The organism is Celerinatantimonas diazotrophica (genome assembly GCF_004339545.1).
In the GTDB taxonomy this organism is placed as follows: Bacteria; Pseudomonadota; Gammaproteobacteria; order Enterobacterales; family Celerinatantimonadaceae; genus Celerinatantimonas; species Celerinatantimonas diazotrophica.
Window position 1 is genome coordinate 76,480 of record NZ_SMGD01000011.1, and the last position, 17,332, is coordinate 93,811.

Annotated in this window: 18 protein-coding genes; 7 read left to right on the forward strand and 11 right to left on the reverse strand. The window is 41.8% G+C overall.

Annotated elements, in window-relative coordinates; genetic code table 11:
* Positions 1 to 101 precede the first annotated feature (101 nt).
* The 3 genes from EV690_RS03420 to EV690_RS03430 all read right to left on the reverse strand — a co-directional run bounded on the left by EV690_RS03420 (position 102) and on the right by EV690_RS03430 (position 3,065).
* Complete coding sequence (locus EV690_RS03420) at positions 102 to 1,250, reverse strand: pectate lyase (protein ID WP_224054885.1); 1,149 nt, start codon at positions 1,248 to 1,250, stop codon at positions 102 to 104.
* Between the two features lie 524 nt (positions 1,251 to 1,774).
* On the reverse strand, positions 1,775 to 2,071 hold the full coding sequence (locus EV690_RS03425) for a hypothetical protein (protein WP_131911541.1): 297 nt from the start codon (positions 2,069 to 2,071) through the stop codon (positions 1,775 to 1,777).
* Between the two features lie 25 nt (positions 2,072 to 2,096).
* Positions 2,097 to 3,065 carry a ribonuclease Z gene (locus tag EV690_RS03430; protein ID WP_131911542.1) on the reverse strand — a complete coding sequence of 323 codons (969 nt, stop codon included), beginning with the start codon at positions 3,063 to 3,065 and terminating at the stop codon, positions 2,097 to 2,099.
* A gap of 510 nt (positions 3,066 to 3,575) precedes the next feature.
* On the opposite strand from EV690_RS03430, the gene EV690_RS03435 reads away from it, so the two are divergent.
* Both EV690_RS03435 and EV690_RS03440 read left to right on the forward strand, forming a co-directional pair.
* Positions 3,576 to 3,899: a hypothetical protein gene (locus EV690_RS03435; RefSeq protein WP_131911543.1), complete on the forward strand. Its 324-nt coding sequence runs from the start codon at positions 3,576 to 3,578 to the stop codon at positions 3,897 to 3,899.
* Positions 3,900 to 4,233: 334 nt separating this feature from the next.
* Positions 4,234 to 4,851 carry a hypothetical protein gene (locus EV690_RS03440; protein ID WP_131911544.1) on the forward strand — a complete coding sequence of 206 codons (618 nt, stop codon included), beginning with the start codon at positions 4,234 to 4,236 and terminating at the stop codon, positions 4,849 to 4,851.
* A gap of 20 nt (positions 4,852 to 4,871) precedes the next feature.
* On the opposite strand, the gene EV690_RS03445 is transcribed toward EV690_RS03440, so the two are convergent.
* Positions 4,872 to 5,753, reverse strand: a complete 882-nt coding sequence (locus EV690_RS03445) for a LysR family transcriptional regulator (RefSeq protein WP_131911545.1) — start codon at positions 5,751 to 5,753, stop codon at positions 4,872 to 4,874.
* Positions 5,754 to 5,906: 153 nt separating this feature from the next.
* Between EV690_RS03445 and EV690_RS03450 the strand changes: the two genes are divergently transcribed.
* A complete protein-coding gene (locus EV690_RS03450; protein ID WP_131911546.1) occupies positions 5,907 to 7,328 on the forward strand; it encodes a coniferyl aldehyde dehydrogenase in 1,422 nt (473 codons plus the stop codon).
* Between the two features lie 250 nt (positions 7,329 to 7,578).
* Here EV690_RS03450 and EV690_RS03455 read toward each other — a convergent pair whose 3' ends face one another.
* The 4 genes from EV690_RS03455 to EV690_RS03470 form a co-directional block, all read right to left on the reverse strand.
* Complete coding sequence (locus EV690_RS03455; RefSeq protein ID WP_131911547.1) at positions 7,579 to 7,890, reverse strand: hypothetical protein; 312 nt, start codon at positions 7,888 to 7,890, stop codon at positions 7,579 to 7,581.
* Positions 7,891 to 7,973: 83 nt separating this feature from the next.
* Positions 7,974 to 8,246 carry a hypothetical protein gene (locus tag EV690_RS03460; RefSeq protein ID WP_131911548.1) on the reverse strand — a complete coding sequence of 91 codons (273 nt, stop codon included), beginning with the start codon at positions 8,244 to 8,246 and terminating at the stop codon, positions 7,974 to 7,976.
* Between the two features lie 73 nt (positions 8,247 to 8,319).
* Positions 8,320 to 8,820: a GNAT family N-acetyltransferase gene (locus EV690_RS03465; RefSeq protein ID WP_131911549.1), complete on the reverse strand. Its 501-nt coding sequence runs from the start codon at positions 8,818 to 8,820 to the stop codon at positions 8,320 to 8,322.
* A gap of 222 nt (positions 8,821 to 9,042) precedes the next feature.
* Positions 9,043 to 9,333 (reverse strand): hypothetical protein, encoded by a 291-nt coding sequence (locus EV690_RS03470; RefSeq protein ID WP_131911550.1) that lies wholly within the window; start codon positions 9,331 to 9,333, stop codon positions 9,043 to 9,045.
* Positions 9,334 to 9,638: 305 nt separating this feature from the next.
* Between EV690_RS03470 and EV690_RS03475 the strand changes: the two genes are divergently transcribed.
* Complete coding sequence (locus EV690_RS03475; protein WP_207907504.1) at positions 9,639 to 10,628, forward strand: alpha/beta hydrolase family protein; 990 nt, start codon at positions 9,639 to 9,641, stop codon at positions 10,626 to 10,628.
* A 108-nt stretch (positions 10,629 to 10,736) separates the two neighbouring features.
* Here the strand turns inward: EV690_RS03475 and EV690_RS03480 are convergent, their stop codons facing one another.
* On the reverse strand, positions 10,737 to 11,300 hold the full coding sequence (locus EV690_RS03480; RefSeq protein WP_131911552.1) for a sugar O-acetyltransferase: 564 nt from the start codon (positions 11,298 to 11,300) through the stop codon (positions 10,737 to 10,739).
* 94 nt (positions 11,301 to 11,394) lie between these two features.
* Positions 11,395 to 11,616, reverse strand: coding sequence for a VF530 family protein (locus EV690_RS03485; protein WP_131911553.1), 222 nt, complete (start codon positions 11,614 to 11,616; stop codon positions 11,395 to 11,397).
* A 156-nt stretch (positions 11,617 to 11,772) separates the two neighbouring features.
* On the opposite strand from EV690_RS03485, the gene EV690_RS03490 reads away from it, so the two are divergent.
* Both EV690_RS03490 and EV690_RS03495 read left to right on the forward strand, forming a co-directional pair.
* Positions 11,773 to 12,615 carry an SDR family NAD(P)-dependent oxidoreductase gene (locus EV690_RS03490; protein ID WP_131911554.1) on the forward strand — a complete coding sequence of 281 codons (843 nt, stop codon included), beginning with the start codon at positions 11,773 to 11,775 and terminating at the stop codon, positions 12,613 to 12,615.
* Positions 12,616 to 12,845: 230 nt separating this feature from the next.
* A complete protein-coding gene (locus EV690_RS03495; RefSeq protein ID WP_165872651.1) occupies positions 12,846 to 13,466 on the forward strand; it encodes a tetratricopeptide repeat protein in 621 nt (206 codons plus the stop codon).
* A gap of 168 nt (positions 13,467 to 13,634) precedes the next feature.
* Here EV690_RS03495 and EV690_RS03500 read toward each other — a convergent pair whose 3' ends face one another.
* On the reverse strand, positions 13,635 to 15,566 hold the full coding sequence (locus EV690_RS03500) for a RecQ family ATP-dependent DNA helicase (RefSeq protein ID WP_131911556.1): 1,932 nt from the start codon (positions 15,564 to 15,566) through the stop codon (positions 13,635 to 13,637).
* A 436-nt stretch (positions 15,567 to 16,002) separates the two neighbouring features.
* Here EV690_RS03500 and EV690_RS03505 point away from each other — a divergent pair, with 436 nt between their 5' ends.
* The gene (locus tag EV690_RS03505; protein ID WP_131911557.1) at positions 16,003 to 17,115 is read left to right on the forward strand and encodes an iron-containing alcohol dehydrogenase family protein; all 1,113 of its coding nucleotides are present in this window, start codon (positions 16,003 to 16,005) and stop codon (positions 17,113 to 17,115) included.
* Positions 17,116 to 17,332 lie beyond the last annotated feature (217 nt).

The window sequence follows — 17,332 nt, forward strand, 5'->3', positions numbered from 1 at the left end:
TAAAGATCAATATCACTTGTGCCTCAGCCTCATACTTTATAAGAATTTTGTGACAAAACGATAAACTATCGTCAGAGGTTGCTTCGATTTAACGCTTAGTTCTATTGTGGACCTGCATTCCGCTGCACAAAGTCAGGCACACGAGAAGCAGCAGTAATGGTATAACTGTAACCCACTGGCGAAGTGCCAAAATTAGAGCCTGATGCTGAACTGCCGGTTGTGTTGTTATAAACATTGTTACGTTCGTAAAACTTATAAATATTGCCGCTGGAATCTGTGGAGATGTTATTCGTATTATTGGTGTGATAAAAATAGTTCGATTCTGACACCACAACACTTCCACTATTTATTTGGATTGCATTATATTGCTGCAGTGGGTAGCGGTGACCATCGTTGGCCGTGCGACTCCCTGACAATGCGGGATGGTTATCGAAATAGTTGCTGTAAAGATGTACCCATCCCCGAAATAATGGCCGCCCACGCATATAAGGACCAAACCAGTTATGGTGCACTGTGACATGTAAAGCCCCAGTCGCAACATAAGAATCGGATGAATTAGCGCCAATCACCATTGCCAAACGTTCGCCCGCTAAATCAGTGTATGAACCAACCCAGTTCCAAACTGGATCTGGGCTCATATAGGCCCAACTTCTAGAAAAATAAAAATGGTTGAATGAGAGAGTCACATAATCTGATGACAAGGTCACACTCAATAAGTCATCACTGGTATTATAAAAAGTACAGTGCGTGATATAGGCATTGGTGACCCGGCGCAATGAAACTCCTTCATAATTAATTCCAGCATTATTTGCAGTTCCATAAACTTGTGTTGGCAGATGCTGTAAATCTGAGATATTGCCATAAAAGGTAATGTTCGAAACCTTAATGTTCTCAACATTGGTACCCAGTGCAAGTTTCTCACCATCAAACTTCAATTGAATATTCTCTAAAACTGCCTGCCCACCGCGCTCGCCTTCCACCGTTGTATTGTTGTTTCGTGTTGAAGCAAAGGTAAGGGTCGTCAACGAAGGGCCACCATAGATAGTACCTCTGACAATAATATGATGCGAACCTGCAGCCACAGCAGACTTAAGCTCAGCTAAAGTGCTAACGGTCTTTGCAGGATAACTATCGCCCCCCATCGTATTGGAAAAGCCTCCTGTATTGACTGCCTGCGCACATCCGGCCCACCCAATCACAAGCGCTCCCAACACTGTAATGACATATCGCCTGATGAAATCCATTCGCATGATCATATCCTTAGTCTAATAATCTCGATAAAAAACATAAGCACAACCACCAACCACTTACGAATAGAGGCTGTATTATTAAAAACAGAAAGCTATATTGATACAATTATTAATATATGCCAATTATTATCACCAAATCAATCACCGCTGTTTCATTATTGGGGTTTGTTTATCAATTTCATTGGATGGGCAATATTGGAAGTTGTGAATGAGTCATGCCTTAAATTTTAGCGATCAATAGCCAAAAATACGCAAACGAAAGATAGTCCATCAGTTCAACCGATTAGCGAGTATATTAGCTATAGACCCTCGCTAAATTTTTTATCGCATCGACGCTTTATCGATGACGTTAGATTATGGCAAGCCCCTGCTACATGAATCAGACAGCAATGGCTGTCATTTAAATAAAAATAGTCCGCTATTGTTTTTTCTTAAGTCGATATTGTTGATACAGAGACTCTGGTGAGTAAACAATAACCTCTTTTAAAATACCAACCGCCTCGCGAAGCGAAAGTGACGGATAGCTATAACTCACAGATTGGCGGCCAATCCAACCATCCCCTTGAAAGGCAAACATCAACATATAAACCTGCAATATCGGACTCAATAGGCACCAGTAAATAATTCACCACAACCGACTCATCTTGCTGGTTTGTTATCGAAATTCCACCACCTTCATCACTTCGCTCAAACTGCTCTATCTCATGTTGCCAAGGGTATTGATGAATCCGTTCTTGCAACTCAGCATAAGAATTCACCTGATATTGGCGATTAACGACCTGAGCATTTTCATCGTGATAATTATAATCAACTGTAATCATTACATTCCCTATCTCATGATGCTCTTTACAAATCACGGCTCATCAGGCTTAACTGTCCCTGTTTATCTAAATCGAACGTTGCAAAATCACGTGCTAAAAATAGATTTCCCTTATAAAACTGCTGCGCTTCATGGCGAATATCGTCAATACAATGAGCCGCTTTTAAATGGTCCTGATAACGAGGACTAAAGTGAGTGAGCACTAAATTCGCGATCTGTGCTTGTTGGGCAAATTCCGCCACCAAACGTGCATAACTATGCCCCACATCACTCCCCACCTTAAGGGCAACATCTTCAGTATAAGTCGCCTCATGAACCAGCACCTGACAACCATGACAAATCTCACCAAGTAATGAAGGTGTGTCATTATCACCACCGACTACAATTTTTTCTGCTTCGTGATTGGCAATCAAGTAATCTTGGGCACTAATCTGTCGATCATTCACTGCCACGGATATCCCTTTACTGATCTGCCCCCACAACGGCCCTCGAGGAACACCATCACGAATGAGTTTTTCAACGTCTAGCTTAAAATCTGCAGTTTTTTCAGTAAAACTATAAGCATGTGATGGCACTCGATGTGACAATTTAGCCGCTTCAATGGTAACGGCCCCGACACGATGATGGAGTTGAGAGTTGACCTCAATAAAACTCAGTTCATACCCCAAGTTAAATTCACTATATAACGCAGTTGCTTCTATCCATTGTTGGATTCCTTTGGGAGCGATAATAGTCAGAGGCGCTTTACGACCATTCATTGCCGCGCTTGAAAGGAGTCCGGGTAATCCATAGCAGTGATCGCCATGCATATGCGTGATACAAATCCCCTGTAATTGATTTAGCGATAGTGATGTCTGCAAAACTTGATGCTGAGTACCTTCACCGCAATCGATTAAAAACCATCCTTTACCCTGCGAACAAAGAACGGCAAGAGCCGTGACATTTCGTCTCCGGGTCGGAACGCCGGCTGATGTACCTAAAAATTGAAGTTGCATAGAATCACTCTATTTCCATAGGGCTAAAATTAATTTTTACTAACGTCTAAGACTATGTGCTCTAGCAGAGCTAGCCAATAGAGCTGCTATTGATTTAATGGGTGCAACGGCATCTTGACTTCTATATCAAATTTGCTTTTTTTGAACGAATAACGCTCAGGTATCACACAAACACAAAATTTATAATCACTCATTGAATAAGCTCATTAAAGAAAACTATTCTGCCTCATATTATCTATTAAGAAACAACAATGAAGGGGAATCACGCTATTAAAATATGATTGAATCCATTGAAAAAAATTGTGATAAATTTCAACCCATCGGCAAGAGGCACTCAATTTAATATATTTCATCAAACACAGTGGCGACAGAAGGTATCCGTGGTAGAACGTTGCACCTAACAAATAATAGCTCGTATAGTGCTTAAAGCGCCAGCGAACCTGGAACATCCTAGACTAACTCAAGTTTTTAGACACTGACCTGCTACTTTCTGAACACCAAGGAATGGTTATGAATCTACATCAACTAAAAATTCTCGCGCTCATGACCCTGCTGAGCTGGACAACACAAGTAAACGCGGCCCCGATGACAACCCAGCAAGCCGTGACATCACTGCATCTTGAAGAACTAGCCAATACCCTTAGCCATGCCCAAGTGGTGAACTCGACTCATAAACAAAGCCGCTCCAAAGCCGATGCTTTAATGATCGATCTGGGAGTGATCGATATTGAGGATTTAAACCACCCCCATCGCTTAAGTCAAAAATTGACGCAATTTGTACATGATCAACTCGATACCGCTGAAAATTATCTAGGGACTGTTGACCTTTGGTGATTAGTTTTGCAGAAATCTGAGAGGGATTTAGACAAGGCAAACGTTGTGCCGTGTAGTTATTCTCCACAAAGAACGTTTAACGCTGGATAAATTCCTCTCAGATACTGCCCTTGGGGTTCATTTAAACGCATCCTGAACTTTGTTGCACCCTGCTTGCTTAACTCATTAAGCGACACAGGGGGCGCCGCGTTCAAAATGCGTTTAATTTGAACAAAATTCAACCACCAAAGGTCAACAGTCCCTAGGCAACGTCGATGATGAAAATATTGTTGCGCGGATTAACCACGCTTGGAAATATGCTGATGTCATCAATAATGACAACGTCCTAGCACAGTTGAATCAATTTATCGACAAAGGCTACACCACCGGCTATAACATCATCGATAAAGACGATCTTTCTCATTTTAATTCGCTACGAATGATTCGATATGGTCACAATAATATTCGCCATGCCGACCAATTGATCTATCTAATGCGTATGAAGGGCTTCGATCCAAAAGTACAACTGAGTGTAAAATCATCCGCATTTCTATATTTGGCGAAATGGGGTAAACCAACCTATCCCGTGACGACACTTCCTAGCGGCAAAATGATCGCTATAGCCAAAGAGTATAATCTTGATTTTGAGTTTAAAAGCGTACAGCGCAAAGCTCAGTTCATGGCTCTGATTAATCAATATGCGAAAAAAGATAGTAAAAATGAAAAAGGCTTAATTTATGAAGCTTGGTGGCAACCATTCTATCGTTCATATACACCGATGAAAGGCTACAAAGTGTTGATGGAGAACCGCATTGCAATTGGCAATTATCAGGCACAATTAATGGTTCTACCTGAAGATGCTCAAGCTCAAACCAGGCACATTCAAAACGATACGCCTAAGATGCAAGTCCAAACCATTAAAACTTGGGTCAATCCTGCATTTTATCGTTACATGAAAGGTGGCTATAAATAGCCATCATTGAACCATTACTCTTATTGAACGCGTGCCAAAAGCATCTGTTTGGCATGCGCGACACGGGGTTGCCTAAGGGCACTAGGTAGCCAGATAAGATAATAGTTGATATCAGTATGCGAACGAGGTGGAGAAATTAACTTTAATTCACCCCGTTTAAGTTGCTTTTGGCATAAGAATTTTGGCATGACTGACCAGCCGACCCCTTGTACCAATAAACTGCGATGGGCCCGTAAATCCTGCCCCACCATAGCGGGGAGAAGCTCTGGAGTCAGCAGCCGATTATGCTCAAGCCAATCGTCTACCAATGATAATTCAAGATTGTAAGCCAATAGCGGCTCTTGCAATAATGCTTTTGCAAAATCAGCGGCTTTCGTAAGACGTTCAACCACTGCCGGGGCAGCCACAGCAACCACCTTATCGGTCAATATCGTCTCACTTCTTAAACGGTTATCGGTGACAGGATGAGCTGAGATCCCTAAATCACAATGCCCCTCAAGCAACATTTGCGTCACCAAAGGGCCATCCCCGGTATGCATTCGCAGTCGAATCCCTGCTTCGAGAAGAGGCGCGAGCTGCGGCGCCAATTTTTCGGCCATAAAGTCAGCGTGACCAATTAACTGTAATGCCCCCGGAACATTTCGTGAACGGGCCCGCGCCGATGCTAAAGCCGCTTCAACTGCATCTAGCTTATCGCCTATATCGGCGGCTAACTCGTCAGCAGCCGAAGTTGGCACTACACCACTCGCTTGTCGCGCAAATAGTGGTCGACCAATAGTCATTTCTAGCCCGGCGATATGCTGAGACACGGCCGGCTGAGTTAAATTGAGCATTCGAGCCGCACCACTGATTGAGCGCTGTCGATAAACTTCAATAAATGTTCTAAGTCTGACCAGCGACATAACCACCCATAAAAATTTTTATACCCCTACTAAAATAGCATTGTTATCGCTTTTAAACCATTGTGCCATACTCTTAACCAGCTAAAAAAAGAGCCCGCTGTATACGGCGAAATTTTGTTTTGCATCCATCATTCTTGATGACCGAGGAGTCCTATGAACGATCAACAACAACCGCATACTGAATTATTAAAGACCTTAACCCGTTTAAAAGATGCTCATCTCAAGCAAGGCCCAGCCAACGCTCAATTACGCCGCGATCGCTTGCAAAGAGCGATTGCCCTACTGCACGATAACCGCGAACAGCTATCTGAAGCCATCAGTCATGACTTTGGTCATCGCAGTACTTATCAATCATTACTTGCGGATGTTGCTAGCAGCATCAATGCCCTTAACTTTGCATCAGAAAACCTGGAACAGTGGATGCAACCAGAGGTCGTAACTGCGCCAGAACAGGGAATGCAAACATTTATCCAACAGCAACCCGTAGGGGTCGTCGGCATCATCAGCCCTTGGAATTTTCCACTCAATCTAGCCTTTGGCCCTTTAGCCGGAGTATTCGCAGCTGGCAACACAGCAATGCTCAAACCCTCGGAGCTGACACCGCAGACCTCAGCCCTACTGCAAAAATTGGTGGCTCAGTACTTTAAACCAGATGAACTCACTGTAGTGTTGGGGGATGCTGATGTCGGACAGGCATTTAGCGCTCTGCCATTTGACCATTTAGTCTTTACCGGTAGCAGCAGTATCGGCAAACAGGTGATGAGAGCTGCTAGCGAAAATCTCGTGCCAATAACCTTGGAACTTGGCGGAAAATCCCCAGTAGTGATGGCTGAGGATGCTGATATCCAACAAACCGCTATTCGCACCATGACGGTAAAAACCTTTAATGCTGGGCAGATCTGTATATCACCCGATTACCTTATGTTGCCAGATACAGATAGCGAAGCATTTGTCAGCGCTGCCCGCCAGTTTATGGTTAAAAGCTTTCCAAGCATTGTGGACAATTCCGATTACACATCGATTATTAGCCAAAAACACTTTGATCGACTCATATCATTACTCGAAGATGCCCAAGCTAAAGGCGCTAATATTATCGCTCTGGCACCAGAACACGAAGCGGCTTTTGATGCTAAAACTCGCAAGATTGCACCACATTTAGTACTAAATGTAACTGATGAGATGAAAATCATGCAGGAGGAGATATTCGGGCCATTGTTACCGATTAAGACTTACCAACAAATCGATGAAGCGATTGATTATATCAATGCACATTCGCGCCCATTAGCCGCTTATTATTTTGGACAAAATAGCGATCGACAACACGAATTTGCTCAAAGAACCACATCAGGCGCTTTAGTAATTAACGATTTAATGACTCACGCATCCATCGATACGCTGCCTTTTGGAGGAGTTGGCGCATCTGGTATCGGAGCCTATCACGGCATTCATGGTTTTAGACGCTTTACACATGCTAAGCCAGTGGTGATAGAAAGTGAAGATGGTGCTGCCAACCTTCGCTTACGAGCCCCCTATCAACAAAAATATGCGGAATTATCAGCGTTCTTAGATTCGTAGACAAATAGTCGTTCAGCAGCCTTTGGCCAACGAAATAGCATTAAATTCAGTCAACAAAAAGACTTTGATAGGTGATTAAAATCGTTAAATCTCGCTGGACAGCCTCACGAAGAAGCCTCTTCCGTGCGCTGATCACGACCAGTTGGGGCGACGACTAACCAAGCTGAAAGGGAAATGATGCGATATAGACTCACATCTTCTCCGATCAGCGTGTTGATGGTTATTCGCTCGACAAATCATTAGACGAGGGTCATTCTTTGACATACAAATCAACCACACTCGTGTGGTTGATTTTTGCTAAGCGTTCCTTGAGGCCTAATAAGGTCGGATAATAAGTTTCAATCAGCTCAATCACCACTTCAAAATCATCATGACCATCAACAAATTCCAAATACTCACCACTCGTGAAATCAATTGTCAGATAGGTTAATGTTTTCTTCGCCAGCGCAATTTTATAGGTATGAATTGCAACTACCTCTTCCCAAGGAATTTCGTTATGTTCAACCCCATGCATATCATGCTCATAATGTGGGTGATGGTGGTCGTGCTCACAGCTATGCATAGCATTCTCTTCTTAGATTTAAATGGCATATAGTTTATCGGTTAACGGATTCACACAACACTATTTTAGCGATCCCCATAGGGCTAATTTTTTGCCATCGTGGACAACAATTGCATAAATTCATCAGCTAAATCCATATGCTCTGCCCCCTTTAGCACCTCATAGGCTTGCAGCATGGTATCGATGATCTGTTTGGAAATCATGCTCGTTTCTCTTAATGGTACAGCACATCGACACAGATAATCACGAAGTTCACAAAATGCGTCTAGTTCGATCAATTCTCGGCCACGCCACCGACCAATAGAAGCCTGAGCCAAAAACTCCAGCTCTAAATTATAGTCATTAGGACTTTCCATGAGCATAAACCATCGTTCCAATTCAAAGTATTAGGGGACAATTTTCTGTATCGACTCAGTTAAATCGGTCACTTTATGTTTTAAATTCAAAGCGTAAAAAGTGCATCTCTAAGTCGATATCAAGCTCTTGTGTATGGGTAAAAACGCCGCCACTGAACTGCTGGACAGCGCTTTTCCAGAAACATAACGCTTTGTGGTTCTCTTTTAATACTCGGATCTGCCAATATCCAGGATGTTCAATACAAACCTGTTTAAAAGCTTTATGTCCAATCCCTTGAGACGCATATTTTCTCAACACAAAAAACTGCCCCATATCCCAAAGTTCCGATTGCTGAGGGTAACGTCTAACCAAAGCAAACCCGGCAATATCTTGCTCAGCATAAATAAAATAGGGAATATGAAAGTTTTTAGATTCTTCCCAATAAGGATCTAAGATAGCTGGGTTAAAACTATATTGCCCATCGCTATTGGGACTTAGTTTTAAAAACCCCGACATCTCATAAACATAATAACGAAAAAGATTATCAATCACATATCGCTGAGATGGTTGTACTGGTTTAAGTGATATTTTCAAAACTATCCCACACAAAATAAAGCACTCAGTATAAATCATTTCGAGTGCTCTGTCTGATAGCAGGTCAATAAAATAGACCAATGCTCTAGGACGTAATCATTATTCATAGATAAACCTGACCGACATCACCCTAGATTTAAATCATATCGCTCAGTATGCCAGCCACTCTAGCAAATCGGCTATATCCGATCCGCTTTATCAGCAGTTTTTCATGAGTATGAGCTATATAATGTCATCAACTTGGAACAGCGAATCACTTAAGATCTGACGAAGTTCATTGACTGAAACTTCCCGATTTAAACAAAGCGTCAATTGATCACAAAGCAATTGCCACTGCTCATCAGAGGCATTGTCCAACTCATGTGGTGAGATAAAGTGCGGAAAAGAATCCTTTAAAATCTCGCAAGCTTCACTATACGAGAGTACTCGCTGCCCTCTTCTAGCATTAAAATTAATCGATTGTACAATATAGTCACAGACTGGGTTGAATGGTTCCGCATAATGATTTTTCATTGTAAGCGTCCTTATATCAACATCAATTCGGCAAACCAGCAGATGAGATACATAAATATAAAATCTCACTGCCTTATTAATAAGTGTAGAAAAAACGAACCTATTCAGGATGCCATTGAGCACATATTTACAAAAATATTAAAGGCTGTTTAAAAATTGTGGGGATGGTTAAAAATACCCCAAAATAACAAAAATATTTGAGTCAATTGAGATATACTTAATAAAATAAGTACTTAATTTTTGCCTATAAACCAACCATGCGTCCACTCATTGCATTAAGCCTATGTATTATTAGCCCCATATCTTTGGCGGCAAACACCGCTATAGTGGCAAAAACTTATCATGACTCACAAAGACAACGCATCATAAAAGCAAAATTGCTGTATCCGACAGCAGCGCAGAAGACCAAACAACTATTTGCAGACAACCCAGCATTTAAAGGTTTTAAAGCCATTAAAAATGCCCCTTTACAAGGAAAAAATCTGCCGCTTTATATCCTCGTTCATGGCACTTCAGGCAACTGGAAGAATCTCTCTTGGTTAGGAAATGATTTAGTACAATCAGGAGCATTCGTTATCAGTGCCGATTATCCCGGTTACACCACCGGACAAGCGACGCCAGACAAAGTGCTAAGGATGTGGGAACAACCCCGTGATGTTTCATTTTTAATTGACCAGGTACTGTCAGGAAAATATGCTCAGTTTATCAATAAACACAATATCACGGTAATTGGTTATTCATTAGGCGGCTATAGCGCATTAGCATTAAGTGGAGCCCGACTAGATATCAACAGGTACCAGAGTTATTGCAGTCAAAACCAAGATGCTTCTTGCCGCTATTTCAAAAAGGCTTTCAAAGGATTATCCACCCAAGACCAGAAAATGATATCTAGCAATTATTCCGATCCAAGAGTCACTCGAACAATCGCAATAACACCAGGGTTTGTACCCGCTATAGTGCCTAGCAGTTTCAATCAATTACATGGGCATCCACTGGTCATTGCAGCACAGCTAGATAGACATGTCCCTCCCAAATTGCAGTTAAAACCTTACTTAACTCAAAACATCCAGCAAATCCACTATGCAGAAATCAAGGGAGCATCCCATTTTAGTTTTATGCAAATCTGCAAACCTCAAGCGATTAGCATTCTGGCACAAGAAAATGCAGCATTTGTCTGTCAAGAAGCCGGCCCTGTTTCCCGTTCATCGATTCACCGAAAAGTCATTTCAATCATTAAAAAATATATTTCAACTTATGAACATAAGACTTTGACGCCGCCCGGAAACAACAGATGATTTGACCCAAGTTCTGACAGGACGACTAGGGACTGTTGACCTTTGGTGGTTGAATTTTGTTCAAATTAAGCCTGCCAAGGCGGGTACGCGCAACGAGAAGTATGTATTTCATTTGTCCGCGGTAATTGTTCGAATCACAGAGGCAGGATTCCCCGCAATAACCACATTATCGCCAAAACTTTTGGTCACAACAGCACCAGAGCCTACGACTACATTATTCCCCAATGTCACACCGGGATTAATGGTGGCATGCCCCCCAATCCAACAACTATTCCCAATCGTTACAGCCTTAGTAAACTCGATCACTCTATCCCGCTTAGCCGGAGCAAGGGGATGACATGCCGTATAAATACCAACCTGAGGACCTATAAAACAATGATCACCAATACTAACCCGACCACAATCTAAAATAACGCAGCCAAAATTAGCAAAAAAGTGATCACCAATGAATATATTCTTTCCGTAATCGCACTGGAAGGTAGGTTCAATAAAAAAGTTTTTCCCGATTGCTCCGAATAGGTTTTTAATTAACTCTTCTCTTATTTGGGATTGCTCATGGCTCGTTTGGTTATATTTTTCAAATAGTGCTCTAGCATCGGCTCGCATCTTATTTAAAGTGTCATCATAGGGATAATAAAAATCCCCTGAAATCATTTTATCAAACTCATTCATAGAATATTGTCTCCTCTGGAGACTAAATTATAGCTATTCACTTTAAAATATGCTGGATATTTAAAGAGAAAGCTATATTAATGCGAGTCAAATCCTATTTTACAAAAGTTGCCAGATACAGATCTTCAACCTTGCTGCGAGCCCACTGTGTTTTGCGCAAAAATTTAAGTGAAGATTTAATGGATGGATCATGGCCAAAACAGTTCACCTTAATTTTTTGATATAAGCCATCCCATCCATAATGTTCAACCAAACGGGTTAATATTTTTTCAAGTGTTAATCCATGTAATGGATTGTTCGGTTGTTCCGGTTTCATTCCTGACTCTTTACATGCCATCTCTGGCAAAGCTGCTTTATGGTGATAGAACTATAACAGAATCGGCCTGACAAATGTGCAGAGCAATTGGCGAACTTTAGTTAATTTGATAACTTAACAGGCGAACTGAAGTTGATTCAACTTAGGAAAATAACCATGACACATCAAGCCATTAAAGCAGGTAATGTCGCAGTGATAACCGGAGCGGCCAGTGGTATAGGCCTTGCCTCTGCACGTAAATTTGCCCAACAGGGAATGCAAGTATTGTTAACCGACATCAATAGTGCTGCACTTGAACAGGCTCGTCAGCAATTCAAAATAGAGAATCTTGATGTTCAAACCTTCGTAGTGGATGTTGCGAATCGGAACCAAGTCGAAGCAGCCAAACGCTTTGCTGAGCAAATGGGAACGATCTCAATTATCATGTCTAACGCTGGACGAGAAGGTGGCGGCGAACTGTTTGCTGAACCGGAGATCTGGCTAAAAACAATCCAAACCAACCTACTGGGCGCAATCAATATCACCCAGATTTTTCTACCCGAGTTAATCGCCCATAAGCAACCGGCAGCAATTATCTTCACTGGCTCCAAACAGGGTATCACCCTTCCCCCAGGGGACTACGCTTATAATGTCTCCAAAGCTGGTCTAAAAGCATTTGCTGAATCAGTTGCTCACGAGTTAATCGAGCAGCGTGCCGAACAAATAAGTGCCCATCTGCTGATCCCAGGTTTTACCTATACCGGATTCACCAAAGCAAAAGGTATGAGTGAAAAACCTGATGGGGCATGGAGCCCTGAACAAGTTGTTGATTATTTATTTCAGGGCTTGGCGCAAAACGATTTTTATATTTTATGTCCAGATAATGAGGTCGATCATATGACCGATTTAAAACGGATCCAATGGGGACAAGACGACATAATTAAAAACCGTCCAGCACTCTCACGCTGGCATCCAGATTTTAAAACTGCTTTTGATAAATATATGCACGAAGAGTCTTAAGGTTTTGAGCATTTACTAAGATACAACTCTATCTACAGTATAAAACATGTTTCATGTATTATGTTCACTAATTGACCTGATAAAAAGGCAACAAGCCTTAGGATAACCCGAAGCCTTTTTAAATATTAAAAACGAAGGCTTCGAGTGTTTCATCTTAATGTCATCATTGACATCCCATAATAACAACTGCTGACAAAAATCAGCATGAAATGAGAGAAAGCGGCATGAAGATGAAAATTTTATTAAGTTTTTTACTAGTAACAAGTTTTTCTGGCTATTGTGCCAATTATTCCCCCGAGGCACTCGAAAAGCGGTGGGCGATCTGCGAATACCAAGCATCCCCAAATACTGAACAGATAAAATGTTATACACACTTAATTAAACGAATAAAGCAATTACGGGCTCAAAATAAAAAAGATTTGACCCTGCAACTCTTGCTCGCTATCAATTTAGCTTCACTTGCAGGCGTGGACGATGCCCCAGATCCTTTAAAATTAATCCGCCAAGCAAAAGATCTTATCGAACATGTCATCAGTATTAATCCAAGCACACTAGATAGTGCTTCATACGTCATGTTAGGAGCGCTCTACTATCGTGCACCAGGATGGCCCATTAGTTTTGGGGATAATAAAAAAGCCGCAAAATATCTAAAAAAAGCGATTTCGATTCATCCAAATAACTTAACTACTCTCTATTTTTTTGCTGATTTTTTAGCTCAGCAAGGCCATAAAAAACAAGCTATTACCTATTTAAAACGGGCGCTCACTTTAAAAATATCACCGGCTCATATCATCGCTGAAACAGGAAGGAAAAAAGATATCAAAAAGCTCCTTAAAAAGTTAGAAAGTTAACATAACTATTTGAAATTAATATATTATTTATCTAAATCGGCTATTTATTCATCACAGTTCCTAGAATGAATAATAAAAAGTAACAGTCTCGATCATGCGACTTAAAATTGCTCATTTGTGCTTATTTAAGGCTCTCAGATCCGATTTACTTCTCTCCATCAACAGCCGTCAGTCACCGAATGGATTGTGAGTTAATAACTCGTCCACTTGGTTTTTTACCCACTGAAATGGATAACGTTCCAGCCGTGCAAACCCTGCCATTTTATTCGCTTTTAGTTCGCTATTCAGCGGATGGGTAATACCGCACAAATAGCGGGTGAGCGCATCACTACTGACAGAGTTAGGACACGCGGATATAAACGGCTGCAACCAAATTTTAATTTGTGCCGCTGTCACGGCAGGCAAATGCGGAGGTTCTAACTTAGCAATGCGTCCTTTGCACACGCTACATTGGCCACAATGGCGTGGTGCATTTTCGTCTGAGAAATACTGAGCTAATTGAAAACTCAAGCATTGTGAACTTTGAAAAAACGCCACCATCGCGTGAATTCGACTGATTTCACTCTGCTCTTTTTGCTTAAAAAGCTGGAAAATTTCCTCTGTCAGGGCATCACGAGGCATTTGACGATTAACTACTTTATAGACGTCGGTACTTTGCTTGGTTTGTAGCTCAATCCAACCATTTTCGTGAAAATAGTCAAGTGCGGCAACGACACGATGCCGAGGAGAGTGGCTATGGTGCCACAGCTGCTCAAAATCTAAGCTATACCAAGTTCTGGCTTGAATCGCACTGTTAAAAATAGCTCGCACAAAAGTTTGTCGCTCACCACTAAACTGGCTAACAATCGCGTCGACACTTTTAATCAACTTAAACCGATAAGAGGCAAAATAGCTATAACTAGACGCAATCACGCCTTTAAGTTCAAGATAGACCAATAGTGTTTTAAGGGGCAATTGACGAATATAACTCGTTCGCGATAATTGGTTTAAAACCACCTCCCAGTCCTCAGTACAACTGTATATTTCATCAATCACTTGTTCGATAGCTGACTGCTCGGGCGTATCACCATAGACAAAATTCTCTAGCACATTTAAATGTTCCGTATTTGCCAGGCAGATACATTGAGCCGGAAGACCATCGCGCCCTGCTCGACCAATTTCCTGAGAATAGTTTTCCATCGATTTAGGTAAGTCGTAGTGGATCACTCGACGAATATCCGCTTTATCAACGCCCATACCAAAAGCGATAGTTGCAACAATACAAGTGGCATTCCCCTGCATAAATTGCTGTTGAATATTCTGCCTAAGATCATTCTTTAAGCCCGCATGATAAGCCACGGCTTGGATACCCTTAGCTATCAAACTTTCAGCCACTTGCTCGGCTGTTTTTTGCAAAGTGACATAAACAATGGTTGCGACTGTCGGTGCTTGTTGAATTAGCCTTGCTAAAGCATCCTCTTTTTGAGATTCAACACAAGGCATCACACTGAGATGCAAATTAGCACGATAGAATCCGGTCACAGTGACAGTCGATTGCGCAATCGCGAACTTGCTACACATATCAGCAATCACCGCCGGTGTTGCCGTAGCAGTCAGCAACAAAACCTGAGGGATACTCAGCTCGGCTTTATAATTAGGTAGCTTTAAATAATCGGGGCGAAAATTATGCCCCCACTCACTGATACAATGCGCCTCATCGACCACCAGCAGTGAAATGGGAACTTGAGAGATAAATTCACGGAACCGCTCATTTTTAAGGCGCTCAACAGAAATCATCAGTATCTTCAATTCACCACTTCGAGCTTGTCTCATAACCTGCTGGGTCTGCTCTCGACTTTGCGTCGAATCAATACTGGCGGCCGCGATCCCCTTTGTACGCAAGAAGTTGAGTTGATCATTGATTAAAGCCAAAAGAGGTGAGATGACTAATGTCAGGTGCGGCAAAAGTACCGAGCTTAGTTGATAACAGAGCGATTTACCGGATCCAGTTGGAAATATCGCGGCCGCTGACTGGCCGTTTAAGATATTGTCGATGACCTCACGCTGACCATCACGGAGATGGTCAAAGCCAAAATATTGCTTTAATGCCTGTTCAATCATTTCCACCAACCTAGGTACATTTCTAATACTTATTAATAGGTTATGCTGCTAAACCAGATATAAAAAAGCGGCGCTATAATACCGAATTCTCCCAGCTAAAATAACACAATCTCCCTTTCTGAGCTTTGATTGACTCAAAATGCTCTATAAAAGATTTGTCAGTTGGTAGCGATTGTTATACGGTTTTTACTTTTATGGGAAAACCAGTCAACTTGTGCCCTATCTAAGCCAATATGACACCAACAAGCCATATTCAAGAGTTATGGACAATGCTCTGATCATTTCCTTAAACTAATTTCCGTTTCATTTCGCTTAGTCTTAGTTCTCGGAAAAGACGTTTTACTAAACAATAAACGCCTCCATAAAATGATGCTAATCGGCGATTCAAATCAGGAAAAAACACATCAAAAAAATAAGAAATAACAAGGAGAACACGATGTCAAACCAGACCATTTATCTTCCTAACTATACGGTTGGTGAAGATGCTTACACCAAAGTTGCCGAAATAACGAAAGCCTATGGAACGAAAGCTATTGCCATTGGCGGCCAAACAGCACTAGCTAAAACCAAATCAGCACTTGAAACAGCGATTCAAGGCTCCGATTTAACCCTACTGGATTTTCTTTGGTATGGCGGAAATGCCACCGATGAAAATGTTGAAAAGCTCAAAAATCATCCACAGGTCCAAAAAGCACAGATGCTATTTGCTGTTGGTGGCGGGCGAGCTTGTGATGCCGTAAAAACCCTAGGGTCATTAATCAATAAACCTGTTTTCACCTTCCCAACACTTGCATCCAACTGTGCCGCATGTACATCGCTCAGTGTCATGTACAACAGTGATGGCTCATTTAAAGAATATTTCTACGAAGATCAACCACCACTGCACACTTTTATTCATACCGGAATTATTGCCGAGTCGCCTGCAGAAATGTTTTGGGCAGGGATTGGCGATGCACTAAGTAAAGAGTACGAAGTTGAATATTGCTGCCGAGAGAAGAAACTCTCTCATTTGCCATCATTAGGCTTAGGAATTGCTAAAACTTGTACAGCCCCACTGCTTAAGCATGCTCACAAAGCACTGGAAGATTGCCGCCATAATCAAGTCTCTGCCGAGCTTGAAGAAGTTGTATTAGATATTGTGATGTTGACCGGGATTGTATCAAACTGTGCAGTTCATATTAGCTCGCAAATTCCAAAACAAGACCAATATTACTACAACAGCTCACTGGCACACTGCGTTTACTATGGCAGTTCACGCATTAGTGCTTGTGAATCCCATCTGCACGGAGAAATCGTCGCCTTTGGCGTATTATGTCTATTAAAATACGATCAGAATGATGCCGAATTTGAACGTATTTCAGCCTTTAATAAATCTCTTGGCTTACCCACCACGATGGCTGAAATCGGCCTAACTCGAGATGACTTAGCCACCGTCGCAAACGTAGCCGAATCAGTCATTGAGTGGCAAGTCGCACCCGGAACCCCAACTAAAGAAAAATTCATTGAAGCCATCTTAGAAACGGATCGCATCGGTCAAGCCAATAAATAGCATCCATCAGCAGCACAAATCTGTGCTGCTTTGACTTTTTAGATGCCAATCAATAAACAGGCAACAATTACAAAGCGATAAAAAACAGAAACCTAGCTGGTACTTCGTCTGTTTGTAGCGCAATCGCAAACCAGATGGTCCCCATATAAGGATTGTCATGATATATAGTGAATCGTTGATCATATCATTGTATTTATATTAACTGTGACGAGACGAT